General features: G+C 62.0%; 26 protein-coding genes and 1 tRNA gene. 5 read left to right on the top strand and 22 right to left on the bottom strand.

Translation table 11 applies throughout. From position 1 onward, the window contains the following. Positions 1–211 precede the first annotated feature (211 nt). The 18 genes from BI343_RS13105 to tpiA all read right to left on the bottom strand — a co-directional run bounded on the left by BI343_RS13105 (position 212) and on the right by tpiA (position 16,254). Positions 212–508, bottom strand: a complete 297-nt coding sequence (locus BI343_RS13105; protein WP_071109990.1) for a DUF2818 family protein — start codon at positions 506–508, stop codon at positions 212–214. Between the two features lie 10 nt (positions 509–518). Then, complete coding sequence (gene nuoN, locus BI343_RS13100; RefSeq protein WP_071109989.1) at positions 519–1,973, bottom strand: NADH-quinone oxidoreductase subunit NuoN; 1,455 nt, start codon at positions 1,971–1,973, stop codon at positions 519–521. A 21-nt stretch (positions 1,974–1,994) separates the two neighbouring features. Further along, the gene (locus BI343_RS13095) at positions 1,995–3,494 is read right to left on the bottom strand and encodes an NADH-quinone oxidoreductase subunit M (protein ID WP_071110040.1); all 1,500 of its coding nucleotides are present in this window, start codon (positions 3,492–3,494) and stop codon (positions 1,995–1,997) included. Positions 3,495–3,531: 37 nt separating this feature from the next. Continuing rightward, complete coding sequence (nuoL, locus tag BI343_RS13090) at positions 3,532–5,583, bottom strand: NADH-quinone oxidoreductase subunit L (RefSeq protein WP_071109988.1); 2,052 nt, start codon at positions 5,581–5,583, stop codon at positions 3,532–3,534. A 33-nt stretch (positions 5,584–5,616) separates the two neighbouring features. Continuing rightward, positions 5,617–5,922 carry an NADH-quinone oxidoreductase subunit NuoK gene (nuoK, locus tag BI343_RS13085; protein ID WP_011134506.1) on the bottom strand — a complete coding sequence of 102 codons (306 nt, stop codon included), beginning with the start codon at positions 5,920–5,922 and terminating at the stop codon, positions 5,617–5,619. A 27-nt stretch (positions 5,923–5,949) separates the two neighbouring features. Further along, entirely contained in the window at positions 5,950–6,594 is a 645-nt protein-coding gene (locus tag BI343_RS13080; RefSeq protein ID WP_043623627.1) for an NADH-quinone oxidoreductase subunit J, read from the bottom strand. Positions 6,595–6,603: 9 nt separating this feature from the next. Next, a complete protein-coding gene (gene nuoI, locus BI343_RS13075) occupies positions 6,604–7,083 on the bottom strand; it encodes an NADH-quinone oxidoreductase subunit NuoI (protein ID WP_199153626.1) in 480 nt (159 codons plus the stop codon). Positions 7,084–7,112: 29 nt separating this feature from the next. Further along, complete coding sequence (nuoH, locus tag BI343_RS13070; RefSeq protein WP_043623634.1) at positions 7,113–8,159, bottom strand: NADH-quinone oxidoreductase subunit NuoH; 1,047 nt, start codon at positions 8,157–8,159, stop codon at positions 7,113–7,115. 3 nt (positions 8,160–8,162) lie between these two features. Beyond that, positions 8,163–10,484 carry an NADH-quinone oxidoreductase subunit NuoG gene (gene nuoG / locus BI343_RS13065; protein WP_071109987.1) on the bottom strand — a complete coding sequence of 774 codons (2,322 nt, stop codon included), beginning with the start codon at positions 10,482–10,484 and terminating at the stop codon, positions 8,163–8,165. A gap of 3 nt (positions 10,485–10,487) precedes the next feature. Continuing rightward, the gene (gene nuoF, locus BI343_RS13060; RefSeq protein WP_043623640.1) at positions 10,488–11,783 is read right to left on the bottom strand and encodes an NADH-quinone oxidoreductase subunit NuoF; all 1,296 of its coding nucleotides are present in this window, start codon (positions 11,781–11,783) and stop codon (positions 10,488–10,490) included. After that, a complete protein-coding gene (gene nuoE / locus BI343_RS13055; protein ID WP_043623643.1) occupies positions 11,783–12,283 on the bottom strand; it encodes an NADH-quinone oxidoreductase subunit NuoE in 501 nt (166 codons plus the stop codon). The genes nuoF and nuoE overlap by 1 nt, the downstream gene beginning before the upstream one ends. After that, complete coding sequence (locus BI343_RS13050; protein ID WP_071109986.1) at positions 12,283–13,536, bottom strand: NADH-quinone oxidoreductase subunit D; 1,254 nt, start codon at positions 13,534–13,536, stop codon at positions 12,283–12,285. Before BI343_RS13050 ends, nuoE begins: the two co-directional genes overlap by 1 nt. After that, positions 13,529–14,125, bottom strand: a complete 597-nt coding sequence (locus BI343_RS13045; RefSeq protein ID WP_043623649.1) for an NADH-quinone oxidoreductase subunit C — start codon at positions 14,123–14,125, stop codon at positions 13,529–13,531. Before BI343_RS13045 ends, BI343_RS13050 begins: the two co-directional genes overlap by 8 nt. Before the next feature lie 11 nt (positions 14,126–14,136). Continuing rightward, positions 14,137–14,613, bottom strand: coding sequence for a NuoB/complex I 20 kDa subunit family protein (locus BI343_RS13040; RefSeq protein WP_019103471.1), 477 nt, complete (start codon positions 14,611–14,613; stop codon positions 14,137–14,139). Beyond that, positions 14,604–14,960, bottom strand: coding sequence for an NADH-quinone oxidoreductase subunit A (locus tag BI343_RS13035; RefSeq protein ID WP_043580265.1), 357 nt, complete (start codon positions 14,958–14,960; stop codon positions 14,604–14,606). Before BI343_RS13035 ends, BI343_RS13040 begins: the two co-directional genes overlap by 10 nt. Positions 14,961–15,051: 91 nt before the next feature. Beyond that, positions 15,052–15,136: transfer RNA gene (locus BI343_RS13030), tRNA-Leu, on the bottom strand. A 19-nt stretch (positions 15,137–15,155) separates the two neighbouring features. Then, entirely contained in the window at positions 15,156–15,506 is a 351-nt protein-coding gene (secG, locus tag BI343_RS13025) for a preprotein translocase subunit SecG (protein ID WP_043623651.1), read from the bottom strand. A gap of 1 nt (position 15,507) precedes the next feature. Then, the gene (gene tpiA / locus BI343_RS13020) at positions 15,508–16,254 is read right to left on the bottom strand and encodes a triose-phosphate isomerase (protein ID WP_083340951.1); all 747 of its coding nucleotides are present in this window, start codon (positions 16,252–16,254) and stop codon (positions 15,508–15,510) included. 170 nt (positions 16,255–16,424) lie between these two features. Here tpiA and pstS point away from each other — a divergent pair, with 170 nt between their 5' ends. From pstS to BI343_RS12995, 5 genes are all read left to right on the top strand, one after another. Continuing rightward, positions 16,425–17,462, top strand: a complete 1,038-nt coding sequence (gene pstS / locus BI343_RS13015) for a phosphate ABC transporter substrate-binding protein PstS (RefSeq protein ID WP_043623657.1) — start codon at positions 16,425–16,427, stop codon at positions 17,460–17,462. Positions 17,463–17,547: 85 nt separating this feature from the next. Beyond that, entirely contained in the window at positions 17,548–18,510 is a 963-nt protein-coding gene (pstC, locus tag BI343_RS13010; RefSeq protein ID WP_043623659.1) for a phosphate ABC transporter permease subunit PstC, read from the top strand. A 34-nt stretch (positions 18,511–18,544) separates the two neighbouring features. Further along, on the top strand, positions 18,545–19,438 hold the full coding sequence (gene pstA / locus BI343_RS13005; protein ID WP_189338841.1) for a phosphate ABC transporter permease PstA: 894 nt from the start codon (positions 18,545–18,547) through the stop codon (positions 19,436–19,438). 3 nt (positions 19,439–19,441) lie between these two features. After that, entirely contained in the window at positions 19,442–20,215 is a 774-nt protein-coding gene (gene pstB / locus BI343_RS13000) for a phosphate ABC transporter ATP-binding protein PstB (protein ID WP_189338838.1), read from the top strand. A 238-nt stretch (positions 20,216–20,453) separates the two neighbouring features. Next, positions 20,454–21,908: an inorganic phosphate transporter gene (locus tag BI343_RS12995; RefSeq protein WP_043623663.1), complete on the top strand. Its 1,455-nt coding sequence runs from the start codon at positions 20,454–20,456 to the stop codon at positions 21,906–21,908. A 197-nt stretch (positions 21,909–22,105) separates the two neighbouring features. On the opposite strand, the gene recG is transcribed toward BI343_RS12995, so the two are convergent. The 4 genes from recG to BI343_RS12975 all read right to left on the bottom strand — a co-directional run bounded on the left by recG (position 22,106) and on the right by BI343_RS12975 (position 26,064). Beyond that, complete coding sequence (recG, locus tag BI343_RS12990) at positions 22,106–24,154, bottom strand: ATP-dependent DNA helicase RecG (protein WP_071109985.1); 2,049 nt, start codon at positions 24,152–24,154, stop codon at positions 22,106–22,108. Between the two features lie 83 nt (positions 24,155–24,237). Continuing rightward, a complete protein-coding gene (locus BI343_RS12985; protein ID WP_071109984.1) occupies positions 24,238–24,669 on the bottom strand; it encodes a DUF2147 domain-containing protein in 432 nt (143 codons plus the stop codon). A gap of 88 nt (positions 24,670–24,757) precedes the next feature. Continuing rightward, positions 24,758–25,597 (bottom strand): PhzF family phenazine biosynthesis protein, encoded by an 840-nt coding sequence (locus BI343_RS12980; protein ID WP_083340950.1) that lies wholly within the window; start codon positions 25,595–25,597, stop codon positions 24,758–24,760. After that, positions 25,597–26,064 carry a DUF4124 domain-containing protein gene (locus BI343_RS12975; RefSeq protein WP_071109982.1) on the bottom strand — a complete coding sequence of 156 codons (468 nt, stop codon included), beginning with the start codon at positions 26,062–26,064 and terminating at the stop codon, positions 25,597–25,599. Before BI343_RS12975 ends, BI343_RS12980 begins: the two co-directional genes overlap by 1 nt. Positions 26,065–26,408 lie beyond the last annotated feature (344 nt).

Below are 26,408 nucleotides of genomic sequence, written 5' to 3'. Positions count from 1 at the left end.
AAGGCAATCCATGGCAATACAACTTAACAAAAAAAGCATTGCCATCGCAGTAATGCCGTTCACTTAAGGATTTTCGGGCGACTTTTCTGGCCTTGAGAGCACAGGAATCCACAAAAAAAGCACCGTTTCCCATGCATGGAGACGGTGCTTTTCTCTTAAGTGAACGGCATTACTGCCATCGCAGTGCTTTTGAGCGCGTATCGGAAGCAGGCTAGTGGGCCCGCCGATGCCAGAAATAGCGGTAGACAAACCCCGGGAAGGCCGCCACCAGAAACAGGGCAAGCGTCGTCACGTAGAACTGCCAATGCTGTTCGTGCACCGGCATCTGGCGCGCCTCCAGCAGCCTGGCCAAGCCGCCCACCAGAACGAACAGCACCGCCAACTCCAGCGCATGCCAGCCGAAATGCTTGCGCGCCACCTTGAAGAAGCCGGCGACGCGATCGCTGGCGAACGGCAGGTTGGCGGCCACCACGGCCAGCGCCAGCAGTATGGTGATGCTGCTATCCATGGCCGCTGCCTTAGATCATGCCCAGCGATTGACGCATCGCCTGCACGCACAGTTCCAGCAAGGATTGCGGCAGCACGCCGACGACCAGCAGCGCCAGCGCGTTCAGCGACAGCACCAGCTTCATGTCGCCGCGGACGGCGATCAGAGCGGTATCCTGCGCCTCATCAAAGTAGATGGCCTTGACCACGCGCAGGTAGTAGAAAGCGCCGATCACCGACATCAGCACCGCGAACACGGCCAGCTTGACCATGCCGATGTCCAGAATGGCCTTGATCACCACGAACTTGGCATAAAAGCCCAGCAGCGGCGGGATGCCGGCCATCGAGAACATGGCCAGCAGCATCAGCAAGGCGTACCAGCTGTTGCGGCTGTTCAGGCCCTTCAGGTCGTCGATGTTCTCGCACTCGAAACCTTTGCGCGACAGCGCCAGGATGATGCCGAAACCCACCATGGACATAGCCACGTACACCACGGCGTAGAACAGCGCCGCGGCGTAGCCCTGCTGGGTGCCCGCCAGCACGCCCAAGAGCAGGAAGCCCATGTGCGAGATGGTGGAATAAGCCAGCATGCGCTTGATATTGGTCTGCACGATGGCGGTGATGTTGCCGATGGCCATGGACAACACGGCCACGATCACCAGCATGGACTGCCAGTCGCCAACCAGCACGTCCAGGCCTTGGGCCAGGATGCGCAGCACGAAGACGAAGGCGGCCAGCTTGGGCGCGGCGCCGACCATCAGCGTCACGGAAGTCGGCGAGCCCTGGTACACATCAGGCACCCACATATGGAACGGCACGGCGCCCAGCTTGAAGCTGAGGCCAGCCACGATGAACACCAGGCCGAAGATCAGCAGCACCGGGTTGGCGGCGTGCGACTTGATGGACTTGGCGACGGTGGCCAGCTCCAGCGAGCCGGTGGCGCCGTAGATCATCGAGATGCCGTACAGCAGCAGGCCGGAAGCCAGGGCGCCCAGCACGAAGTACTTCATCGCCGATTCGGTGGCCGGGACGGAGTCGCGCTGCAGCGCGATCAGCGAGTACAGCGCCAGCGACAGCAGCTCCAGGCCCATGTACAGGGTCAGGAAGTGGGAGGCCGACACCATCAGGTTCATGCCCAGGAGCGCGAACAGCGACAGCGAGAAGTATTCGCCCTTGAACAAGCCCCGATCCGCCGTGTACTGGCGGCTATACACCAGCACGATGGCGGTGGCGGCGTACATCGCCAGCTTGACCAGGGAGGCCAGCGGGTCGGCCACGTACATGCCCGAGAAGGTATGCACCGGGTATGGGGTAAAGGTGTAGACCTGCGCGACGGCGGTGCCGGCCAGCGTCAGCAGCGTCAAGCCGTAGGTGATGCCGCGCTTTTCATCGGAGATGAAAAGATCCAGCATCAGCACCACCAGCAAGGCGCCGATCAGGAACAGCTCCGGCATCGCGGGTATCAGGTTGAGATCAGCCCAATTCATTTGTATGTATTCCTTCCGCGCTTACAGCTTGCTCTGCGCAACATGCGTGATCAGGTCGTTCACCGCCAGGTGCATCTTGGAGACGAAAGCCTCGGGGTACAGACCCATGCCCAGCACCATCACAGCCAGGATGGCCAGCACCAGGAACTCGCGCTTATTGACGTCGGACAGTTCCGCCACATGCTGGTTGGCCACATCGCCGAAGATCACGCGCTTGTACATCCACAGGGTGTAGGCGGCGCCGAAGATCAGGGTGGTGGCGGCCAGCGCGGCGTACCAGAAGTTCACCTGCACCGAACCCATGATCACCATGAATTCGCCGACGAAGCCGGAGGTGGCCGGCAGGCCGGAGTTGGCCATGGCGAACAGCATCATGAAGGCGGCGAAGATAGGCATCTTGTTGGCCACGCCGCCGTAGTCGGCGATGTTGCGGCTGTGCACGCGGTCATACATCACGCCGATGCAGAAGAACATCGCGGCGGAGACGAAGCCGTGAGACACCATCTGCACCAGCGCGCCTTCCACCGCCCACTGGTTCATTTCGTTGCCGGCGAACAGGAACATGCCCAGCGTCACGAAGCCCATGTGCGAGATGGACGAGTAGGCCACCAGCTTCTTCATGTCGGACTGCACCAGCGCCACCAAGCCGATGTACACCACCGCCACCAGCGACAGGCCGATGATGATGGGCGCCACTTCGCGCGAGGCGTCCGGCAGAATCGGCAGCGCGAACCGCAGGAAGCCGTAAGCGCCGATCTTCAGCGTGATCGCTGCCAGCACCATGGAGCCGCCGGTCGGCGCTTCCACGTGGGCGTCAGGCAACCAGGTGTGCACCGGCCACATCGGCACCTTCACCGCGAACGACAGGAAGAAGGCGACGAACAGCAGAATCTGCACCGTCAGCGGAATCTTGGCGATGGCATGGAAAGCCAGGATGTCGAAGCTCTTGCCAGCCTGGAAGTACAGGTAGATCAGCGCCACCAGCATCAGCAGCGAGCCGAGCAGCGTGTACAGGAAGAACTTGATCGACGCGTAGACGCGACGCGGACCGCCCCAGACGCCGATGATCAGGTACATCGGAATCAGCATGCCTTCGAAGAAGACATAGAACAGAATGGCGTCCAGCGCGGCGAAGGCGCCGTTGATCAGGCCGGACATGATCAGGAAGGCGGCCATGTACTGCGCCACGCGCTTCTGGATCACTTCCCAGCCGGCGATCACCACCAGCAAGGTGGTAAAGCTGTTCAGCAGCACGAACAGCATCGAGATGCCGTCCACTCCCAAGTGGTAGTTGATGTTGAGCGCGGCGATCCACGGCTTCAGTTCTTCGAACTGCATGCCGCCGTTGAGGTTGTTGAACTCGGTGAACAGCGGCACCGACAGCAGGAAGCCCGCGAGGGCCCCCGCCAAGGCCAGCCAGCGCGCCAAGGGCGCGCGCTGGTCGCCGCCGGTGGCCAGCACCACGAGGCCGGCCAGGATCGGCGTCCAGATCACCAGACTTAGCAGATTTGTGGACATAATCAAACCTATATTGTTATTTCAATCCCGGAGGCCGGACTCAACGCAAAATCAACGGCAGGAACCACCAGGTCATCAGACCCAGCACGCCGATGATCATGGCGGTGGCGTAGCTGTAGATGAAGCCGGTCTGCATGCGGCGGATCACGCTGGAGAACCAGCCGATCAGCTTGGCCGTGCCATTCACCAGCAGGCCGTCGATCAGCAGCATGTCGCCCACCTTCCAGAAGAAGGTGCCGACGGCGCGGGAACCCTTGGCGAATACGGCGAAGTAGATCTCGTCCAGGTAGTACTTGTTTTCCAGCAGCGCGTTGATCGGCGCGAACTTCTGCTTGATGGCGGCCGGAATGTGCGGCGCCTTCATGTAGAAGAACCAGGCGGTCAGCACGCCGGCTAGGGCCAGCAGGAACGGCAGGCTGGTGAACGAGTGCAGGCCCATGGCGACAGCGCCGTGGAACTCATGCGCCAGCTCTTCCATGGCCGGGTGCGCTTCGTTGTTGACGGCGATCACGCCCTTGAAGAAGTCGCCAAACACCAGCTTGTCGATGCCGAAGTAACCGACCAGCACCGACGGAATCGCCAGCAGCACCAGCGGCAGCGTCACCACCCACGGCGATTCGTGCGGCTTGTCGTTGGGACCCAGGCCATGGTGATGGTCGTGGGAAACCTCTTCATCCGCGCTGTCGCCATGGTGCTCGTGGTGCGAGCCATGGTTCTCCATCCAACGCTCCTTGCCGTGGAACACCAGGAAGTACATGCGGAAGGAGTAGAAGGCGGTCACGAACACGCCGGCGATCACGGCGAAGTAGGCGAAACCGGCCGCGGACAGATGCGAGGCGGCGACCGCCTCGATGATCGAGTCCTTGGAGTAGAAACCGGAGAAGAACGGCGTGCCGATCAGCGCCAGCGAACCCAGCAGCGAGGTGATCCAGGTGATGGGCATGTACTTGCGCAGGCCGCCCATATTGCGCATGTCCTGATCATGGTGCATGCCGATGATCACGGAGCCGGCCGCCAGGAACAGCAGCGCCTTGAAGAAGGCGTGGGTCATCACGTGGAACATCGCCACCGAGTAGGCCGACGCGCCCAGCGCCACGGTCATGTAACCCAGCTGCGACAGCGTGGAGTAAGCCACCACGCGCTTGATGTCGTTCTGGACGATGCCGAGGAAGCCCATGAACAGCGCGGTGATCGCGCCAGCCACCATCACCACGTTCAGCGCGGTGTCGGACATCTCGAACAGCGGGCTCATGCGCGACACCATGAAGATGCCGGCCGTCACCATGGTGGCGGCGTGGATCAGCGCGGAGATCGGGGTCGGGCCTTCCATCGAGTCCGGCAGCCACACGTGCAGCGGGAACTGCGCCGACTTACCCATCGCGCCGATGAACAGCAGGATGCAGGTGACGGTCATCAGCGACCACTCGTGGCCCGGGATGATCTCGATGGTCTTCTGGGCCAGCGCCGGCGCGGCGGCGAACACGTCGCTGTAGTTCAGCGAGCCGCCGAAGTACGCCAGCACCATGCCGATGCCCAAGAGGAAGCCGAAGTCGCCGACGCGGTTGACCAGGAAAGCCTTCAGGTTGGCGAACACCGCGGTCGGCCGCTTGAACCAGAAGCCGATCAGCAGGTAGGACACCAGACCCACCGCTTCCCAACCGAAGAACAGCTGGACGAAGTTGTTGCTCATCACCAGCATCAGCATCGAGAAGGTAAACAGCGAGATGTAACTGAAGAAACGCTGGTAACCCGGATCATCCTGCATGTAGCCGATGGTGTAGATATGCACCATCAGCGACACGCTGGTCACCACCACCAGCATCATCGCGGTCAGCGAGTCGACCAGGAAGCCGACCGCGTACTCGTGGCCGCCGACAGTCAGCCAAGTGTAGACCGGTCCATTGAACACTTCCGCGCTTCCGTTCAGGAAACCCAGGAGCACCTTGAGCGACAGCGCGGCGGACACCGCCACGCCGGCTATCGTGACGACGTGCGAAGCGCGCCGTCCGATCGCCCATCCAAACAGGCCTGCAATGATGGAACCCGCCAGCGGAGCGAGTGCAATCAGCAGGTATAAGCTCTTCATATCCATGCTTTTGTGCTTTAGTTGTGGTTCCGGTTTGCCTTAGCCCTTGAGGCTGCCCAAGTCTTCAACGTTGATGCTCTGCAGGTTGCGGAACAGCACCACCAGAATCGCCAAACCAATGGCGGACTCGGCGGCGGCAACCGTCAGGATGAAGAACACGAAGATCTGCCCCGCAGAATCCGACAGGTAATGCGAGAACGCGATGAAGTTGAAATTCACCGCCAGCAGCATCAGCTCGATGGCCATCAGCAGAATGATCAGGTTCTTCCGGTTCAGGAAGATGCCCAGCACGCTGATGGCAAACAGGATAGCGGCCAGCACCAGAAAGTGAGTCAGTGTCAGCACGTTTCCTCCCTTGTGGTTGATTGGCCGTCAGGCCTGTTGCTCACCGGAATCAGCCGTTTCGGCCTCTTCCACTTTTTTCACGGCGTCCATTTTCACGATCCGGACGCGGTCTTGGCTGCGCACCTTCACCTGGACGGCCGGATCGATCACCTTGCTGTCCTTGCGGGTGCGCATGGTCAGGCCGATGGCGGCGATCATCGCCAGCAGCAGCACCACGGCGGCGATTTCGAACGGCAGCAAGTAAGTGGTGTACAGCTGGCTGCCCAGCAGCTTGACGTTGCTGAAATCGGCGGCCAGCGGCGCGGCGGCCTTGAACTGGCCGAGGCCGGCTTGCGGGCTCATCAAGATCAGCGCCATCTCGAACACCATGATGGCGCCGACCAGGGCGGCCACCGGCAGGTTCTTCCAGAAGCCGGCGCGCAGCTGCTCGATATTGATGTCCAGCATCATCACCACGAACAGGAACAGCACCATCACCGCGCCGACGTAAACCAGCACCAGGGTGATCGCCAGGAACTCCGACTCCATCAGCAGCCAGTGGCCGGCGCTGGTGAAGAAAGCCAGCACCAGATACAGCGCGGCGTGCACCGGGTTCTTGGCCGTCACCACGCGCAGACCGGCGAAGATCAGGATGGCGGACAGAACGTAGAAAATTACCGTAGTTAGGTTCATGGCCTCCCCTTAGCGATACTTGGCGTCAGCCGCCTTGTTGGCGGCGATCTCGGCCTCGTACTTGTCGCCCACAGCCAGCAGCATCGGCTTGGTGTAGTAGAGGTCGCCACGTTTTTCACCGTGGTATTCGAAGATGTGCGTTTCCACGATGGCGTCCACCGGACAGGCTTCCTCGCAGAAGCCGCAGAAGATGCACTTGGTCAGGTCGATGTCGTAGCGCGTGGTGCGGCGGGTGCCGTCGTCGCGCTGTTCGGACTCGATGCTGATGGCCATCGCCGGGCACACCGCCTCGCACAGCTTGCAGGCGATGCAGCGCTCTTCGCCGTTGGCGTAGCGGCGCTGCGCGTGCAGGCCGCGGAAGCGCGGCGAGATCGGCGTCTTCTCTTCCGGGAACTGCACCGTGATCTTGCGGGCGAAGAAGTAGCGGCCAGTGACCATCAGGCCCTTGACCAGCTCCACCAGCAGGAAGGTCTTGAAAAAGTTGCGGATCGAATTCATTTTTTCACCTATCCCCTGTCTCAGTGCCAAATCGACAGCGGGGTAAACATCCACACGCCCACCACCAGAATCCACACCAGGGTCACCGGGATGAACACTTTCCAGCCCAGGCGCATGATCTGGTCATAGCGATAGCGCGGGAAGGTGGCGCGGAACCACAGGAAGCAGAACAGCACCATCGACATCTTCACGGCCAGCCAGAAGAAGCCGCCGGCGCCCAGGATGCCCCAGGAAGCCGGGAACGGAGACAGCCAGCCGCCCAGGAACAGCAGGGAGGTCAGCGCCGCCACCAGAATCATGTTGGCGTATTCGGCCAGGAAGAAGATGGCGAAGGCCATGCCCGAGTATTCCACGTGGAAACCGGCCACGATTTCCGATTCGCCCTCCGCCACGTCGAACGGCGCGCGGTTGGTTTCGGCCACGCCGGAGATCAGGTAGACGATGAACAGCGGGAACAGCGGCAGCCAGTTCCAGGAGAACAGCGAACCGCCGGCCATGCCCACGGCCTGCTGCTTGACGATGTCGACCAGGTTCAGGCTGCCGGACACCATCAGCACGCCGACCAGGGCGAAGCCCATCGCCAGTTCGTACGAGACGATCTGGGCGGCGGAACGCATCGCGCCGAGGAAGGAGTACTTCGAGTTGCCTGCCCAGCCGGCGATGATCACGCCGTACACGCCCATGGACGTCAGCGCCAGGATGTAAAGCAGCGAAGCGTTGACGTTGGCCAGCACCAGATGGTCGGTAAAAGGAACCACCGCCCAGGCCGCCAGGGCCGGGCCGATGGACAGCACCGGCGCCAGCAGGAACAAGCCCTTGCTGGAGTTGGTGGGCAGGATGATTTCCTTCATCAGCAGCTTGACCGCGTCGGCGATGGGCTGCAGCAAACCGAACGGGCCCACGCGGTTGGGGCCGATGCGGATCTGCATGTAACCGATCACCTTGCGCTCGGCCAGCGTCAGATAGGCCACTGCGCCCAGCATCGGCAGAACGATGGCGATGATCTTCAGCAGGGTCCACACCAGGAGCCCCGCGTCAGTGCCAAGAATACCTTGCAAGAACTCCATGGTTTACCCCTGCTTGATCTCGATAGCGTCGAACATGCCGCCCAGCGCCAGCGTTGCTGCGTGCGCGGTGGCGACCCGTACCACGTCGGCCGGCAAGCTGTCGTCGGCCTCGACGCGCAAGCGCGCCTCGCCCGAACCCTGCTTCAGCAGCGCGGTGGAACCGGCGGCGATGCCCAGCTTGGCCAGCAGGCTGCCGTGCGCGCGGGCGACGGCGGCGTCCTTGGCTTCGTTGGTTTCCTGCAGCGGCTTGGCGCGGCGGCTGATGGCGTCGGCCTGGTACATCGGCACTTCGCCGACGCGGACGATGCCGGAGGCGACTGCCGGGTTGGCGGCGACCTTGGACAACGCGTTGTTCAGCTTGGAGGCCAGATCGCCGAACTCGGCGCGCACGTCCTCGGCGCTGTTCTGCTCGAAGCCGGCCAGGTTCAGCATATTGCCCAGCACGCGCAGCACCTTCCAGGCCGGACGGGTTTCGCCCAGAGGACGCACCACGCCATTGAAGGTTTGCAGCTTGCCTTCCATATTGACGAAGGAGCCGGCGGTCTCGGAGAACGGCGCGATCGGCAGCAGCACGTCGGCGTAGTCCAAGAGGCCCTGGCCCTTGTAGGCGGTCAGCGCGATCACGGTAGCCGCCTGCTTCATCGCGGCCACGGCGGCCTGCGGGTTGTAGCTGTCGAACTCCACTTCGGTGTTCAGCAGGAAGTAGGCCTTCTTCGGCTTGGCGAACATCGCGGCGGCGTTGTCGCCGTTGGTCGGCAGCGCGCCCACCAATTCCGCGCCCACGCTGTTGGCGGCTTCGGCCAGGACGCCGAAACGCGCGCCGCTCAAGCGGGCGATTTCCTGCGCCAGCGACAGCAGCTGGCTGTAGGCCGGATGGTGTTGCGCCACATTGCCCAGCACGATGGACGCGGTTTCCGCGCCGGTCAGGCTGGCGGCGATGCGGCGCGCCTGTTCAGACACTTCCACGGACGACAGGTCGATCTCGGAAGAACCAGCCTTGATCTCGGCCACGGCCTTCAGCACTTGCGACAAGGCGTTGACCAGCGCCAGCGGCGACACGATCAGCTTGCCGTTGATCTTGGTCAGCAAATTGTCGTCGGCGACATGGATAATGTTCAGCTCGCTGCCCTTCTTGACCGAAGCGCGCAGGCGGGCGGCCAGCAGCGGCTGCTCCTTGCGCAGCGACGAGCCGACAACCAGCACGGACTTGGCGTCGCCGAGTTCGACGATGCTGGAACCCAGCCACTCCGCGCCCTGCTTGGCGGCATCGGCGGAGAAGTCGCTGCGGCGCAGGCGGTAGTCGATGGCGTTCACGCCGAAGGCGCGCGCCAGCTTCTGGGCCAGATGCAGTTCTTCGGTGGTGGAGTGCGGGCTCAACAGGAAGCCGATGGCGTCCTTGCCGTGATCGGCGGATACGCCGTTCAGGCCCTTGACCACGTAGTTCAGCGCGGTTTCCCAGTCGGTTTCGTGCCACTTGCCGTCGAACTTGATCATCGGCTTGGTGAGACGCTCGGCGCTGTTCAAGCCTTCGTACGAGAAGCGGTCGCGGTCGGCGATCCAGCATTCGTTGATGGCTTCGTTCTCCAGCGGCAGCACGCGCATCACTTCATTGCTCTTCACCTGGACGATCAGGTTGGAGCCGAGGCCGTCGTGCGGGCTCACCGACTTGCGGCGCGACAGTTCCCAGGCGCGGGTGCTGTAGCGGAACGGCTTGGAAGTCAGCGCGCCCACCGGGCACAAATCGATGACGTTGCCGGAGATTTCCGAATCCACGGTCTTGCCCAGGAAGGGCAGGATCTCGGAGAACTCGCTCCGGTTGGCCATGCCGATTTCCTGGTAGCCGCCGATTTCCTCGGTGAAGCGGACGCAACGCGTGCAGTGGATGCAGCGCGACATTTCCTCGGCCGAGACCAGCGGGCCCATGTCCTTGCCCACCACCACGCGCTTTTCTTCCTCGTAGCGCGAGGTGGAGTTGCCGTAGCCGACAGCCAGGTCTTGCAGCTGGCATTCGCCGCCCTGGTCGCAGATCGGGCAATCCAGCGGGTGGTTGATCAGCAGGAACTCCATCACGCCCGCCTGGGCCTTCTTGGCCAGCGGCGAGGCGGTATGGACTTTCATGCCGTCGGTGACAGGCGTGGCACAGGCCGGCAGCGGCTTAGGCGCCTTTTCCACTTCCACCAGACACATGCGGCAGTTGGCCGCGATGGACAGCTTCTTGTGGTAGCAGAAGTGCGGTATGTAGGTCCCAACGGAGTGGGCCGCTTCCATGACGGTGCTGCCCTGCTCCACCGTCAGTTTCTTACCGTCGATTTCGATTTCAAGCATCGCTCAACACCATTTGTGATCCACCAAGGTCTTTCCGTGTTCGATCGCGTACTCGAACTCATTGCGGAAATGCTTGGTGAAACTGCGAACCGGGAACACAGCGGCGTCGGCCAAGGCGCAGATCGTGCGGCCCGCCATGTTGTTGCCCACGGAATCCAAAAGCTCCAGATCGCCCGGACGGCCCTGGCCGTTGGCGATGCGATGGATGACCTTGTACAGCCAGCCGGTGCCTTCGCGGCACGGCGTGCATTGGCCGCAGGATTCCTCGTGATAGAAATAGGCCAGGCGCTCCAGCGCCTTCACCATGCACACGTCCTCGTTCATCACGATCACGGCGCCCGAACCCAGCATCGAGCCGGCTTTGGCGATGCTGTCGTAGTCCATGGTGCACTGCATCATGATGTCGGCCGGCAGCACCGGCGCGGACGAACCGCCCGGAATCACCGCCTTCAGCTTCTTGCCGCCGCGCATGCCGCCAGCCATCTCCAACAGCTCGGAGAACGGCGTGCCCAGCGAGATCTCGTAGTTGCCCGGGCGATTGACGTGGCCGGAGACCGAGAACAGCTTGGTGCCGCCGTTGTTGGGCTTGCCCTTCTCCAGGAAGGTTTGCGCGCCGTCGCGGATGATGAACGGCACCGAGGCGAAGGACTCGGTGTTGTTGATGGTGGTCGGCTTGCCGTACAGGCCGAAGCTGGCCGGGAACGGCGGCTTGAAGCGCGGCTGGCCCTTCTTGCCTTCCAGCGATTCCAGCAACGCGGTTTCCTCTCCGCAGATGTAGGCGCCGTAGCCGTGGTGGGCGAACAGGTCGAAGTTGAAGCCGGTGCCCAGGATGTTCTGGCCCAGGAAGCCAGCCTTACGCGCCTCTTCCAGCGCCTCTTCGAAGCGTTGGTAGTCTTCGAAGATTTCGCCGTGGATGTAGTTGTAACCCGCCTTGGTGCCCATCGCGTAACCGGCGATGATCATGCCCTCGATCAGCGAGTGCGGGTTGTAGCGAATGATGTCGCGGTCCTTGAAGGTGCCCGGCTCGCCCTCGTCGGTGTTGCAGACGACGTACTTGTCGCCCGGGAACGAGCGCGGCATGAAGCTCCACTTCAGGCCGGTGGGGAAGCCTGCGCCGCCGCGGCCGCGCAGGCCGGAGTTCTTCACTTCCGCGATGACGTCTTCTTGGGTCATCTTGGAGTCAAGGATGCGACGCAGCGCCTGGTAGCCGCCGCGGGCTACGTAAGCGTCCAGACGCCAGCAGTCAGGCTGCGCGGTGTCGACGCCGTCGAAAATCACGCCATTAGCGAAGACAGCCATTATTTCAACTCCGCCAGTTTTTTATCGATTGCTTCGGGCGTCATGAAGCTGCACATCTTGTGGTTGTTCACCAGCAAGACCGGCGCGTCGCCGCAGGCGCCCATGCATTCCCCTTCTTGCAGGGTGTACATGCCGTCGGCGCTGGTTTCGCCAATGGCGATGCCCAGCTTCTTCGAAATGTACTCCGCGGCGTTGACGCCGCCGGACAGCGCACAGGGCAGATTGGTGCAGACGGTGATCTTGTACTTGCCCACCGGCTTCATGTCGTACATGTTGTAGAAGGTGGCGACTTCGTAGGCGGCTACCGGAGCGATCTCCAGATAGTTGGCGACGAACTCGATCACCTCCTTGTTGAGGCAGCGCGTTTCCGGGGTTTCACCGGTGGCACGCCGCTCTTCCAGCGCGATGCGCAGCGCGCCCATGACGGCGGAGCGCTTCTGGTCGGCCGGGTATTTGGCGACCTCGCGGTCGATCAAGGCTAGCGATTGTGCGGACAGCATCAGCGGTCAATCTCCCCAAACACGATATCCTGCGTACCGATGATGGCCACCACGTCGGCGATCATGTGGCCCTTGGCCATCTCGTCCAGCGCGGCCAAGTGGGCATAGCCCGGCGCGCGGATTTTCAGACGGTACGGTTTGTTGGCGCCGTCGGACACCAGGTAGATGCCGAATTCGCCCTTCGGGTGCTCGACGGCGGCGTAGGCTTCGCCCTCCGGCACGTGCATGCCTTCGGTGAACAGCTTGAAGTGGTGGATCAGGTCTTCCATATTGGACTTCATGCCTTCGCGCGAAGGCGGCGCCACTTTATGGTTGTCCGTGATCACCGGGCCGGGATTGGCGCGCAGCCAGGCCACGCACTGCTGGATGATGCGGTTGGACTGGCGCATCTCTTCCACGCGGACCAAGTAGCGGTCGTAGCAGTCGCCGCCCACGCCCACCGGCACGTCGAAGTCCATCTTGTCGTAGACGTCGTACGGCTGGGTCTTGCGCAAGTCCCAGGCGATGCCGGAGCCGCGCAGCATCGGGCCGGTCATGCCCAGGTTCAGCGCGCGCTCAGGCGTCACCACGCCGATGCCCACGGTGCGCTGCTTCCAGATGCGGTTGTCGGTCAGCAGGGTTTCGTATTCGTCGACATAGGTCGGGAAGCGCTTGGTGAAGTCTTCAATGAAGTCCAGCATCGAGCCCTTGCGGCCTTCGTTCAGGCGCGCCAGCTCCTTGGCGTTCTTGATCTTGGACACGGTGTACTGCGGCATCGAATCCGGCAGGTCGCGGTAGACGCCGCCCGGACGGAAGTAGGCCGCGTGCATGCGCGCGCCGGACACCGCCTCGTAGCAGTCCATCAGATCCTCGCGTTCGCGGAACGCGTACAGGAACATGGTCATCGCGCCGATGTCCAGCGCGTGGGCGCCGATCCACAGCAGGTGGTTCAGGATGCGGGTGATCTCCGCGAACATCACGCGGATGTATTGCGCGCGCTCGGGCACTTCTATGCCGGCCAGCTTCTCGATCGCCAGGCAATAGGCGTGTTCGTTGCACATCATGGACACGTAGTCGAGGCGGTCCATGTACGGCAGCGACTGGATGTAGGTCTTGCTTTCGGCCAGCTTCTCGGTGCCGCGGTGCAGCAGGCCGATGTGCGGGTCGGCGCGCTGGACGACTTCGCCGTCCAGCTCCAGCACCAGGCGCAGCACGCCGTGCGCGGCCGGGTGTTGCGGGCCGAAGTTCAGGGTGTAGTTGCGGATCTCAGCCACCGTAGCTCTCCTCGCGAATGATGCGCGGAGTGATTTCGCGCGGTTCGATGGTCACCGGCTGGTAGATCACGCGCTGCTGCGTCGGGTCGTAGCGCATTTCCACGTGGCCGGACAGCGGGAAGTCCTTGCGGAACGGATGGCCGACGAAACCATAGTCGGTCAGCAGGCGGCGCAGGTCGGGGTGGCCTTCGAACACGATGCCGTACAGGTCGAACGCTTCGCGTTCGAACCAGTTGGCAGCGTTCCAGATGCCGTTGACCGACGGGAGAACCGGGAAGGCGTCGTCTTCAGCGAAGACGCGCAGGCGGATGCGGTGGTTCAGCTTGACGGACAGCAGATGGTATACCGCGGCGAAGCGCGGGCCGTCCCACGGCTCGTCGCGGTAGGCGCTGTAGTCCATGCCGCAGACGTCGATGCACTGCTCGAAGGCGAGATCGGCGTGGTCGCGCAGCGTCTGGGCCACGGACAGCAGATCGGACGCCTTGCAGACGATGGTGAGCTCGTCCAGGGCCAGCGTGCTGCGCACGAGCTTGTCGCCCAGCGCGGCGGCAACGACCGAACCCAACGCTTCCATTTTCTTGGAGGCCATAAGTTTCTACCTTAGCGGGCGATGGTGTTGGTACGTTTGATTTTGTTCTGCAGCTGGATGATGCCGTACAGCAACGCCTCGGCCGTCGGCGGACAGCCCGGCACGTAGACATCGACCGGCACGATGCGGTCACAGCCTCGAACAACGGAATAGGAATAATGGTAGTACCCGCCGCCGTTGGCACAGGACCCCATCGAGATCACCCAGCGCGGCTCGGCCATCTGGTCATACACCTTGCGCAGAGCCGGGGCCATCTTGTTGCACAGCGTGCCGGCGACGATCATCAGGTCGCTTTGCCGCGGGCTGGGGCGGAACACGATGCCGAAACGGTCCAGATCGTAACGCGCCGCGCCGGCGTGCATCATTTCCACCGCGCAACAGGCCAGACCAAAGGTCATCGGCCACAGCGAACCGGTGCGGGTATAGTTGATAAGCTTGTCGGCTGTCGTGGTAACGAAGCCTTTCTCCAGAATCCCTTCTACTCCCATTCCAGAGCTCCCTTCTTCCACATGTAGACGAAGCCGAGCGTCAGCACGGCGAGAAATTCGACCATCACGCCCAGGCCATACACGCCCAAGTCCTTCAGCACCACGGCCCACGGAAACAGGAATGCGATTTCCAGGTCGAACAGGATGAAGAGGATGGCGATCAGGTAGTAACGGACGTCGAACTTCATGCGGGCATCTTCGAAGGCCTCGAAGCCGCATTCGTATGGAGAAAGTTTCTCAGAGTCGGGACGATTGGGCGCGAGCAGCTTGCCCAAGGCAATAGGGCCCACACCGACCAACAGTCCGACAATGACAAACATCAGAATGGGAAAGTAGTTTTGCAGCATTTCCCGTACACCCCCAAAAAAAGAGGGGTCACCCCCTCTTGGCTCCAAATAAAACAGGCCACCGGAGTCCCGGTGGCCTGTTTTTGAATGGTGGTGCCGACAGTGAGACTCGAACTCACACAGCTTTCGCCACTACCCCCTCAAGATAGCGTGTCTACCAATTTCACCATGTCGGCACAGCAAAGCTTTAAATTGTCACTCCGGAATCTTGGAAGCCGTTCCGGAAGCGTTTTTATTAGGCGCGCCTGCCGGGATTTGCGGCGCAACCTGTTCAATCTTTCCACCCATCACACCAAGGTCATGCTTTCCGCCCCCGGAAAGGTATACCAGACCCATGGCTGTACAGAAGAACACTGCCGCGGCGACCGCGGTGGTTCTACTCAGGAAATTCGCAGAGCCAGACGCCCCAAACAGACTGCCGGACGCACCACTACCAAAAGCCGCACCCATATCGGCGCCCTTGCCATGCTGCATCAGAACAAGGACGATGATACTCACTGCGGACAGCAGGTTTACAATCCAAATAAGCGTCTTGAGAAGTTCCATACTATATCAATTTTCCTGCGGCTTGGCAAACCACTCTGAATGAATCGGCGTCCAGCGAGGCCCCTCCGACCAACGCGCCGTCGACGTTTTCCGTCGCCAGAATCGCCTCGGCGTTCTCCGCTTTGACACTGCCGCCGTAGAGGACGCGAATCTTATCGGAGCTGCCAATGTTTTGCAAGCACCAGTTTTTGATGAATGCATGAATTTCGGCGATTTGCTCAAGCGTCGCCACCTTGCCGGTGCCAATGGCCCACACCGGTTCATAGGCGATGACGTAATCACCATCGGTCAATTCCGGCAGGATAGCAAGCTGCGCCGCAATGATTTGCAGATACTGGCCGGCTTCGCGCTGCTCCAGCGTCTCGCCCACGCACAGCACGGGGGTCACGCCTGCGGCGATGGCGTTGCGCATTTTCTGCAGCAGCGCGGCGTTGTCTTCGCCGAAATACTGGCGGCGCTCGGAGTGGCCGACCAAGGCGTAGCGGCAACCGATGTCGGCCAGCATGGCGGCGCTGGTTTCGCCGGTATAGGCGCCATCGGCGGCGAAGCGGCTGACATCCTGAGCCGACAAGGCGAGGCGGCTGCCCTTCAGGGTTTGGGCCAGCGCGGCCAGATACACCGCGGGCGCGGCGATGCCGACGCCTTCGCGATTGGTCGCGGCATGGTCCAGCAGCGCGGACGCCAGGGCCTGCGCGCTGTCAGCGCGCGTGTTCATCTTCCAATTGCCAATCACCAGCTTGCCGGACATGCCACTCTCCCCATCTTTATTAAAAGAAGATGGCGCGCATTATAGCGCAGCCGGCAAGCGTCTCCAATGAAGCTGGATCAAGCATTTACGACTTGTAATATTACTGAAAGATTTGAGCTATACGATGGCGGCCATTACAACAGCAGCCCATTACACTTCGGGAGTTAAGCATGAAACAGTCCGTACGTCTGGCAGCGGCTCTTGGTTCCGTATTGATCGCCGGTTCGGTATACGCAGCAGACATCACTGGCGCAGGCGCGACCTTTCCCTACCCGCTGTACGCCAAGTGGGCGGCCAATTACAAGGGCGTCTCCGGCAACAACATGAACTACCAGTCCATCGGCTCCGGCGGCGGCATCAAGCAGATCCAGTCCAAGACCGTGGACTTCGGCGCGTCCGACATGCCGCTGAAGCCGGAAGACCTGGAAAAATCCGGCCTGACTCAATTCCCGACCGTGATGGGCGGCGTGGTGCCGGTGTACAACATCCCGGGCATCGCCGCCGGCCAGATCAAATTCACCGGTCCGCTGCTGGCCGACATCTACATGGGCAAGGTTGCCAAGTGGAACGACCCGGCCATCGCCAAGCTGAACCCGGGCGTCAAGCTGCCTGACCAGCGCATCTCCGTAGTGCGCCGTTCCGACGGCTCCGGCACCACCTTCATCTTCACCAACTACCTGTCCAAGGTATCGCCTGAGTGGGCCAAGGACGTCGGCTCCAACACCTCCGTCAGCTGGAAGGGCAGCTCGGTGGGCGGCAAGGGCAACGAAGGCGTGGCCAACTACGTGTCCCGCATCAAGGGCGCCATCGGCTACGTCGAATACGCCTACGCCAAACAGAACAAGCTGTCCTACGGATTGCTGCAGAACCAGGCCGGCAACTTCGTGAAGCCGGACGAGGCTTCCTTCAAAGCCGCCGCCGCCAATGCCGACTGGAAAAAGGCCCCGAACTTCTACCTGCTGCTGACCAACCAGCCGGGCAAGGACAGCTGGCCGATCGCGGGCGCCACCTTCATCCTGATGCACAAGAAGCAGGACAAGCCGGCCCAAGCCGCCGAAGTGCTGAAGTATTTCGACTGGGCTTACAAGAACGGCGACAAGACCGCTCAGGAGCTGGACTACATCCCGATGCCGGACAGCGTGAAAACCGTGATCCGCACCAGCTGGAAGCAAATCACCGATAATGGCGGCAAAACCGTCTGGAACTGATCGCGCGACACGCTGAGCGTCGCACTCAGGCCGGAGGGAGCAAGCTCTCTCCGGCCTTGTGTCTGAACCACCAAGACAACGACACATGCAAAAACTCAACAATCAACAGCAGCTGGGGCATCAGCTGCTGCTGGATAAAATCTTCCGGGTGACCACCCGCAGCTTCGCCTTCCTGGTGCTGGCGCTGCTGGTGGGCATTCTCATTTCTCTGCTGATCGGTGCGATGCCGACTATCCAGCATTTCGGCCTGGGCTTCCTGACCAGCTCGGAATGGGATCCGGTGCAGGAGAAGTTCGGCGCCGTGGTGCCCATCTTCGGCACCCTGGTCACCTCCATCATCGCGCTCTTGATCGGCGTGCCGGTCAGCTTCGGCATCGCCCTGTTCCTGACCGAACTCTGTCCGGCTTGGCTGAAGCGCCCGCTGGGCATCGCCATCGAGCTCTTGGCGGGCATTCCGTCCATCATTTACGGCATGTGGGGCCTGTTCGTGTTCGCGCCGTTCTTCGCTGATCACATCCAGCCATGGTTCATCGAAAATCTGGGCGACGCGCCGCTGATCGGCTTCCTGTTCCAGGGGGCGCCGATGGGCATCGGCCTGTTCACCGCCGGCCTGATCCTGGCCATCATGGTAATTCCGTTCATCGCCTCGGTGATGCGCGACGTATTCGAAGTGGTGCCTGTGATGCTGAAGGAATCGGCTTATGGCCTGGGTTCCACTACCTGGGAAGTGGTGCGCCACATCGTGCTACCTTACACCAAGACCGGCGTGGTCGGCGGCATCATGCTGGGCCTGGGCCGGGCGTTGGGCGAAACGATGGCGGTCACCTTCGTCATCGGCAATTCCTCTCGCTTCACCACCAGCCTGTTCGAGCCGGGAAACTCCATCGCCTCCTCGCTGGCCAACGAGTTCGCCGAGGCCAACGGCGATTTGTACATCGGCTCGCTGATCGAGCTGGGCCTGATCCTGTTCTTCATCACCTTTGTGGTGCTGGCCTGTTCCAAGCTGCTGTTGCTGCGCCTGAAGAAGCAGGAAGGCAAGCCTTCCTGATATGAAAGACGTCACCACCATGAGCCAAGCGACAATGAACGACGCCTTGCCTACCGCTGCCGCCGCCTCCGGCCTGAAAATGGATAGCGCCATCTATCGGCGCCGCCGGCTGACCAACAAGCTGACCATGACCATATCGATGCTGACCATGGCCTTCGGTCTGTTCTGGCTGTTCTGGATCTTGATCACGCTGCTGCAGCACGGCCTGTCCGGCATCAACTGGCAGGTCTTCACCGAAAGCACCCCGCCGCCCGGCAGCACCGGCGGCCTGGCCAACGCCATTTACGGCAGCCTGGTGATGACCGCCTTCGGCACGCTGTTCGGCACGCCGATCGGCATCCTGGCAGGCATCTATCTGGCCGAATTCGGCCAGCGCGGCTGGCTGGCGCCGGCCACCCGCTTCATCAACGACATCCTGCTGTCCGCGCCGTCCATCGTGATCGGCCTGTTCGTGTATGAAGTGTACGTGGTGTCGGTGGGCCACTTCTCCGGCTGGGCCGGATCCTGCGCGCTGGCCATTCTGGTGATCCCGGTGGTGGTGCGCACCACCGAGAACATGCTGCGCCTGGTGCCGAACAGCCTGCGCGAAGCCGCCGCCGCGCTGGGGGCGCCGCAATGGAAAGTGACGATGCAGGTGACGCTGCGCTCGGCCAAGGCCGGCGTGATGACCGGCATCCTGCTGGCCGTGGCCCGCATTTCCGGCGAAACCGCGCCGCTGCTGTTCACCGCGCTGAACAACCAGTTCTTCAACAGCAATATGAACCAGCCGATGGCCAACCTGCCCATCGTGATCTTCCAGTTCGCGATGAGCCCGTACGAAGACTGGCACAAACTGGCCTGGGCCGGCTCGCTGTTGATCACCTTCAGCGTCCTCACCCTGAATATCATCGCCCGCTGGATGGGCGGTCGCAAGAATCAATCGAATTAAGGCATGACCACCATGACCACCCCTAGCTCCAAGCTCGAGGTTCGCAACCTTAACTTCTTTTATGGCAACTTCCATGCGCTGAAGAACATCCAGCTGGAAATCGCGCCGCGCAAGGTGACCGCCTTCATCGGCCCGTCCGGCTGCGGCAAATCTACGCTGCTGCGCACCTTCAACCGCATGTATGAGCTGTATCCCGGCCTGCGCGCCGAGGGCGAGATCCTGCTGGATGGCCAAAACGTCCTGGGCCGCGACATCGACGTCAACCTGCTGCGCGCCAAGGTCGGCATGGTGTTCCAGAAGCCGACGCCGTTTCCGATGTCGATCTACGACAACATCACCTTCGGCGTGAAGCTGTACGAGAAGCTGTCCAAGGGCGAGATGGAAGACCGCGTCGAGTGGGCACTGCGCAAGGCCGCGCTGTGGGACGAAGTGAAGGACAAGCTGAAGCAGTCCGGCCACTCGCTGTCCGGCGGCCAGCAGCAGCGCCTGTGCATCGCCCGCGCCGTGGCCTCCAAGCCGGAAGTGCTGCTGCTGGACGAGCCGACGTCGGCGCTGGACCCGATCTCGACCGCCCATATCGAAGAACTGATTCATGAGCTGAAAGAGGACTACACGATCGCCATCGTGACGCACAATATGCAGCAGGCGGCGCGGGTGTCCGACTTCACAGCCTATATGTATCTGGGCGAGCTGATCGAGTTCGGCAAGACCGACAATATCTTCACCGCGCCGCAGGTCAAGGCCACCGAAGACTACATCACGGGCAAGTTCGGCTGATTGCCAAGCTGTCGAACAATCCGCCCCAGCCCATGCTGGGGCGCTTTGATTCATGCCCCGCCAATGATGATGACATCGACAGAAATCAAAGACTTACCCTGCCAGCCAGGCCGAGCTGTCAAGCGGATTCTGTCGATTGGGTCGGCAAAACCACACGCTTTATATTTTTTTTATTTAAACTTGACTGCTCCCCCGCAGACCCCAACAATCCCGCCTTTACGATAAACACTGACTCGCCATGCTGGACCTGTTTTCCGGGCTCGACACCCATGTAGTCATCACCCTGGTGCTCTCTCTGGGCTTCGTGCTCGCTTTTGAGTTCATCAACGGTTTCCACGACACCGCTAACGCGGTGGCGACCGTCATCTATACCCAATCGATGAAACCGCGCCTCGCCGTGTTCTACTCCGGCGTCTGCAACTTCCTCGGCGTGATGAGCGGCGGTCTGGCCGTAGCCTACGCCATCGTCCACCTGCTGCCCGTGGATCTCTTGATCTCGGTGAACACCAGCCGCGGAATGGCCATGGTGGTCGCCTTGCTGGCCGCGGCCATTTTATGGAACCTCGGCACCTGGTATCTGGGCCTGCCGGCCTCGTCCAGCCATACGCTGATCGGCGCCATCCTCGGCGTCGGCGTGGCCAACAGCCTGATCAACCATACCTCGCTGTCCCACGGAATCAACTGGAGCAAGGCCATCGACGTCGGTGCCTCGCTGCTGGTTTCGCCATTGGTCGGCGCCATCATCGCCGGCGCCATCGTCATCCTGCTGCGCCGTTACCGGCCGCACAGCAATGTGCACAAGACGCCGTTCCAGCGCCAACAGGTGGAAGGCCGCAAGCATCCGCCGTTCTGGACCCGCTTCATGCTGATCGTGTCGGCCATGGGCGTCAGCTTCGCCCACGGCTCCAATGACGGCCAGAAAGGCGTGGGCCTGATCATGCTGGTGCTGATCGGGATTGTGCCGGCCAAGTTCGTGCTGAACCTGGACAGCACGCCTTACCAGCTGGAGCGCACCCGCGACGCCGCGCTGCATCTGCAGCAGTTCTATCAGCGCCACGAGGCCGACCTGTCCAAGATCATCGTCAAGTCCAACGGCAGCAGCCAGTACGAGTGCCACCCGCAACAAACCATCGCCACCTCCACCCAGTTGCTGCAATTGATGGGCGACGGCAGCGATTACCACCAGCTGAGTGCCTCGCAGCGTTGGGACGTGCGCACGCACCTGCTGTGCCTGGACGACGCGGCCAAGAATGCCGCGGCGCTGCCGAATCTGTCCTCCGATGAAAAGCAGCTGCTGAGCAATCTGCGCAAAGACCTGACCACCACCACTGAATATGCCCCGACCTGGGTGATCGTGGCCGTGGCGCTGTCGCTGGGCGTCGGCACCATGGTGGGCTGGAGACGCGTGGTGAAAACGGTCGGCGAAGGCATAGGCAAGAAGGACATGACCTATGCCCAGGGCGTGGCCGCGCAAGGCACTGCCGCCATCTCCATCGGCTTGGCCAGCTGGTTCGGCTTTCCGGTATCCACCACTCAAGTGCTGTCCAGCGGCGTGGCCGGCACCATGATCGCCGATAAAGCCGGTCTGCAAATGAGCACCGTGCGCTCTATCGCCCTGGCCTGGGTCTTCACCCTGCCGGCTGCGATGCTGCTGGCCGGCGGCATGTACTACCTGGCGGCGCAGTGGTTCTGATTTAAGCCGCAACCGCTGTCAAAAAGCCGCTCCGGGAGCGGCTTTTTTTCATGCTTGATCCAGGTCAACGGCTTGTTTGTCTGCGCTTGAACCATTAATTAATGAATTGCTAATATGAACGCGCTTCATCAATGGTTTCTTTTGTTTGCAGCAATCCTCCCTCGCCGCCGCGATGCCCCCAATCGCGGCGGATTTTTTTACGCCTTCAAGAATTGCTCCCGCCCCGCCAGCCAGCGCTCCAGATGCGCCTCCGCCGCCTGCGGCCAGCGCTCCAGCAGAATGGGGGCCAGATCGCGCGCCGCCTCCAGCAAGGCTTGATCCTGCTCCAGATCGGCAAAGCGCAGCATGGGCAAGCCGCTCTGCCGCGCGCCCAGAAACTCGCCAGGCCCGCGTATCTGCAAGTCCTGCCGGGCGATCTCGAAGCCGTCGGTATTTTCGTAGATCACTTTCAGACGCGCCTTGGCCAGGTCTGACAGCGGGTTCTCGAACAGCAGCACGCACACGCTGCGCGCGCTGCCCCGCCCTACCCGGCCGCGTAGCTGGTGCAGCTGGGCCAGGCCCATGCGCTCGGCGTGTTCGATCACCATCAGGCTGGCGTTGGGCACATCGACGCCGACCTCGATCACCGTCGTCGCCACCAGCACGTCCAGCTGGCCGGCGGCGAAGGCCGCCATCACCTCGGCCTTTTCCGCCGCCTTCAAGCGGCCATGAACCAACCCGATGCGCCGCCCAGGCAAGTCCCGCTGCAATTGCTGGTGGCAATCCACCGCCGTCTGCAGCTGCAAGGCTTCCGACTCTTCGATCAGCGGGCACACCCAATAGGCCTGATTGCCCTCGGCGCAGGTCTTCTCGACGAATTGCACCACCTCGGCGCGGCGCGGACTGCCGATCAGCTTGGTGACGATGGGCGTGCGCCCCGGCGGCAGCTCGTCTATCACCGACACGTCCAAATCGGCGTAGAAACTCATCGCCAGCGTGCGCGGAATCGGCGTGGCCGACATCATCAGCTGGTGCGGCTCCTCGCCCTTGTCCTGCAGCGCCAGCCGCTGGCCGACGCCGAAACGGTGCTGTTCGTCGACGATGGCCAAACCCAGCTTGTGAAAAGCCACATCATCCTGAAACAGCGCATGGGTGCCCACCGCCAGCCGCGACTGGCCGGAGGCGATCTCATCCAGCGCCAGTTGCTTGGCCTTTTTGCGCAAGCTGCCGGACAGCCAGGACACCTGGATGCCCAGCGGCGCCAGCCAGCCGGACAGTTTCAGGTAATGCTGCTCGGCCAGGATTTCGGTCGGCGCCATCAGCGCCACCTGGTAGCCGGCCTCTATCGCCGCCAGCGCCGCCAGCGCGGCGACGATGGTCTTGCCGCTGCCCACATCACCCTGCAGCAGCCGGTGCATGGGGTGCGGCTGTTTCAGATCGGCGCGGATCTCGTCCAGCACCCGCCGCTGCGCGCCGGTCAGGCTGAATGGCAGCTGGGTCAGCAGTTTTTCGGTCAGCCGGCCATCGCCGACAATACGCGGCGCCTGGCCCAGCCGCCGCGCGCGATAGGCTAGACGCATCGACAGCTGCTGCGCCAGCAATTCGTCAAATTTCAAGCGCTGCCAGGCAGGCAGCTGCGGATCGGCCAACTGCTGCGCCGACCACTCCGGCGGCGGCTGATGCAACAGGCGGATGGCCTCCGAAAACGGCTGCAGCGCCAGCGGCGACAGCAGCGGCTCCGGCAACAGTTCGTCCAGTTTTTGCGACTTCAGCTCGGCATGCACCAGCTTGCGCAGCACCGGCTGGGTCAACCCGTTGACGGTGGGATAGACCGGCGTGAGGCTGTCGGCCAGCGGCGCGCCCTCGCGCACCTCGCGCGTCTTGGGATGCACCATCTCGTCGCCGACGAAACCGCGGCGGATCTCGCCCAGCGCGCGGATGCGGTTGCCCTCGACAAACTGCTTGAGCTGGCTGGGATAGAAATGAATGAAGCGCAGCATCAGCGTGCCGCTGCCATCCTCGATCTGCACCCGCAGCTGCTTGCGCGGCTTGTAGCTGACCTCGTGCGCGGTGACGGTGCCCTCCACCAGCACCGGCTGGCCATAGGGCGCGTCGGCAATCGGATAAAGGTGGGTTTCATCCTCGTAGCGCAGCGGCAGATGCAGCACCAGATCGAAGCGGCGGCGGATGCCCAGCTTTTCCAGTTTTTTGACCAGCGCGGCCGGCGCGGCCGGCGGCTGATTGGCGAGATCGAGCGGCGAATTCATGTAGGCGATTGTACCCAACAATGACAAAGGCGGAAGCGGCTTGCGCCGGCCTCCGCCTCGTCGTGCCGATCAACCGGCAATGTTTACTGCTGACGTTCCCACACTTGGCTGCGGAAGAACGGGCCGATGTAGCCGCGCACGCGCAGCTTCTTGCCGTCTTCGATCAGCTTGGCGCCGGAGGTGTAGATCTTGCCGGATTTCGGATCAAGAATCTTGCCGTCGCTCCATTCTTCGCCATCCTTCTTCAGGCCCCACAGAATCTGCATGCCGTTGACCGGCTTGTCCTTGTTGGCGCCGTCGCACTTGTCGCACACCGCGTCCGGATGTTGATACAGCTTGATGACTCTGCCGCTCAACTCACCGTTCGGCCCTTCGTTGATCTGCACCAGCGCCTTGGCCTGATGGGTTTCGTCGTCAATAGTCTTCCACAGGCCGGCGGCGCTGCCAGCCAGAGCCATCTGGCTGGCCAGGCCGAACACGGCGGCCACGCAAGCGGCTTTGGCGATTCGAATCATGATGTTTTCCTCGTTCGTTTATTATGAAACAACAGTTTGGAGTAGCGGCTCTAGGATGCCAATTGGCGGGCCAACCGTCAAGTCAGCCTCACAGTTGCAACACCCCTTCCCCCATCGCCATGACGCGGCCGCCGACCAGCACAGAGCCATCCGTTCCTACGTCCAAATACAGAACATTAGGCCGCTGGATAGCCTCGCCCTGCTCGACGCGCCAGGCCAAAGGCGCCAGGCCGTTCAGCGCGCACCAGCCGCCCAAGTTGGCGCAGGCGTTGCCGGTGCCAGGGTCCTCAATCACCGCGCCCAGCTGCTCGAAGAACAGCCGCACCGTGGCTAAGCCGTCCTGCTGATGCCAAAGATAGGCAAACGCCTTGCCCGGCACCTTGGCCGCGTTGCGCTTGAACTGTTCCGGCTCCGGCTTGGCCCGCAGGACCGCCTCGCGGCTGGCCAGAGGCACCAGCAATTGCTCGGCGCCGGCATCGACCCACTCTGCGGGACCTGCCAGATCGGCCGGATCCAGGTTTAACATCGCGGCGACAGCCGCGGGCGACAAACCTGATGGCGAAGCCTGGGCGCTCAGCGCACTCAGCTGGAACACGCCGTCGCGGCGCGTGACGGGAATCAGGCCAGATCGTGTGCGCAGCGTGAACGCGTCGCCGCACTCGCCCATGTCATGCAGCACAGCCGCCGCGCCTAAGGTGGGATGGCCGGCAAAGGGCAATTCATAAGCCGGCGTGAAGATGCGCAGGCTGGCGGCGCATTCGGCGTCCCCGGGAAGCAGAAACACCGTTTCCGACAGATTGAACTGCCGCGCGATCAGCTGCATGTCCCGCTCCGACAAACCGCCGGCATCGGTGAACACGGCCAAGGGATTGCCGCCGAAACGCTGCTCGGCAAACACATTGACGATGCGGTATCGGTAAACGCTCATCAGTCCTCCTTATATTGATGGCATGCCCGATCCTGCATCTGATCCTCCACCCTGGCAAGACGCATTTGTACCCGATCCGCCGCCTTGCGCGAAGCCGCCTGCCGCATCTGCTCGCTCAACGCCCGCTGTTTGTCGCCCAGGCGGCGGCAGCGCTCCCGCTCCGCCAGCCATTTCTTGCTCGCCTCGCGACGCTCGCGCTCGGCAGCGGCTTCGGCTTTTTGCTGCGCCTTCTCCCGCTTGCCCAGCCAGTCCGCCAGATCGCGCCGATAACGCTGCGTGGCGGCGCGGTCACGCTCATCCTGCTCCACCACGCTGAATGGCTGAGTATTCATTTCGATGCGCTGGCTACCCAAGGGACAAGCCTGCTGGCTATAAGCGATTCGCCCATCGGGCTCGCGGCACTTATAAACCTGCGCGGCCCACGCTTGATCGGCCAAAATCATTCCCAGCAGCATCAGGATCCGCATCACCCACTCCGCTTGCCATCATGTCGTCACCATGCCAAGGCAGGAGCATTTGACGCTACTGGCCACAAGTCGTGCCGCCTCGCAGAGACGAGTTGGCACAAACACTGTGTCTTACGGATCTGATTGCCCAGGCTGTCTCCATTTAGCGACGCAAGACAGACGGCAATGCTGAGCTCATTAGACTAGCGTTACCCGCCATGAAAAAACCCCGCTGATTAGGCGGTAATGCCGTTCACTTAAGAGAAAAGCACCGTCTCTATGCATGGGAAACGGTGCTTTTTTTGTGGATTCCTGTGCTCTCAAGGCCAGAAAAGTCGCCCGAAAATCCTTAAGTGAACGGCATT

This window comes from Chromobacterium amazonense (genome assembly GCF_001855565.1).
GTDB lineage: Bacteria > Pseudomonadota > Gammaproteobacteria > Burkholderiales > Chromobacteriaceae > Chromobacterium > Chromobacterium amazonense.
The sequence above is the reverse complement of the archived record's forward strand: the minus strand, read 5'-3'. Positions and strand labels throughout refer to the sequence as shown.

What these genes read in the sequence shown, in the direction of transcription:
- nuoN (WP_071109989.1), bottom strand. Translation starts at nt 1,973, where the DNA reads ATGAATTGGGCTGATCTCAACCTGATACCCGCGATGCCGGAGCTGTTC.
- BI343_RS12995 (WP_043623663.1), top strand. Translation starts at nt 20,454, where the DNA reads ATGCTGGACCTGTTTTCCGGGCTCGACACCCATGTAGTCATCACCCTG.
- nuoL (WP_071109988.1), bottom strand. Translation starts at nt 5,583, where the DNA reads ATGGATATGAAGAGCTTATACCTGCTGATTGCACTCGCTCCGCTGGCG.
- BI343_RS12980 (WP_083340950.1), bottom strand. Translation starts at nt 25,597, where the DNA reads ATGAGCGTTTACCGATACCGCATCGTCAATGTGTTTGCCGAGCAGCGT.
- nuoE (WP_043623643.1), bottom strand. Translation starts at nt 12,283, where the DNA reads ATGCTGTCCGCACAATCGCTAGCCTTGATCGACCGCGAGGTCGCCAAA.
- recG (WP_071109985.1), bottom strand. Translation starts at nt 24,154, where the DNA reads ATGAATTCGCCGCTCGATCTCGCCAATCAGCCGCCGGCCGCGCCGGCC.
- pstC (WP_043623659.1), top strand. Translation starts at nt 17,548, where the DNA reads ATGCAAAAACTCAACAATCAACAGCAGCTGGGGCATCAGCTGCTGCTG.
- BI343_RS13040 (WP_019103471.1), bottom strand. Translation starts at nt 14,613, where the DNA reads ATGGGAGTAGAAGGGATTCTGGAGAAAGGCTTCGTTACCACGACAGCC.
- pstS (WP_043623657.1), top strand. Translation starts at nt 16,425, where the DNA reads ATGAAACAGTCCGTACGTCTGGCAGCGGCTCTTGGTTCCGTATTGATC.
- pstB (WP_189338838.1), top strand. Translation starts at nt 19,442, where the DNA reads ATGACCACCATGACCACCCCTAGCTCCAAGCTCGAGGTTCGCAACCTT.
- BI343_RS13080 (WP_043623627.1), bottom strand. Translation starts at nt 6,594, where the DNA reads ATGAACCTAACTACGGTAATTTTCTACGTTCTGTCCGCCATCCTGATC.
- BI343_RS13045 (WP_043623649.1), bottom strand. Translation starts at nt 14,125, where the DNA reads ATGGCCTCCAAGAAAATGGAAGCGTTGGGTTCGGTCGTTGCCGCCGCG.
- tpiA (WP_083340951.1), bottom strand. Translation starts at nt 16,254, where the DNA reads ATGTCCGGCAAGCTGGTGATTGGCAATTGGAAGATGAACACGCGCGCT.
- secG (WP_043623651.1), bottom strand. Translation starts at nt 15,506, where the DNA reads ATGGAACTTCTCAAGACGCTTATTTGGATTGTAAACCTGCTGTCCGCA.
- BI343_RS13035 (WP_043580265.1), bottom strand. Translation starts at nt 14,960, where the DNA reads ATGCTGCAAAACTACTTTCCCATTCTGATGTTTGTCATTGTCGGACTG.
- nuoG (WP_071109987.1), bottom strand. Translation starts at nt 10,484, where the DNA reads ATGCTTGAAATCGAAATCGACGGTAAGAAACTGACGGTGGAGCAGGGC.
- nuoH (WP_043623634.1), bottom strand. Translation starts at nt 8,159, where the DNA reads ATGGAGTTCTTGCAAGGTATTCTTGGCACTGACGCGGGGCTCCTGGTG.
- BI343_RS12975 (WP_071109982.1), bottom strand. Translation starts at nt 26,064, where the DNA reads ATGCGGATCCTGATGCTGCTGGGAATGATTTTGGCCGATCAAGCGTGG.
- BI343_RS12985 (WP_071109984.1), bottom strand. Translation starts at nt 24,669, where the DNA reads ATGATTCGAATCGCCAAAGCCGCTTGCGTGGCCGCCGTGTTCGGCCTG.
- pstA (WP_189338841.1), top strand. Translation starts at nt 18,545, where the DNA reads ATGAACGACGCCTTGCCTACCGCTGCCGCCGCCTCCGGCCTGAAAATG.
- nuoF (WP_043623640.1), bottom strand. Translation starts at nt 11,783, where the DNA reads ATGGCTGTCTTCGCTAATGGCGTGATTTTCGACGGCGTCGACACCGCG.
- BI343_RS13105 (WP_071109990.1), bottom strand. Translation starts at nt 508, where the DNA reads ATGGATAGCAGCATCACCATACTGCTGGCGCTGGCCGTGGTGGCCGCC.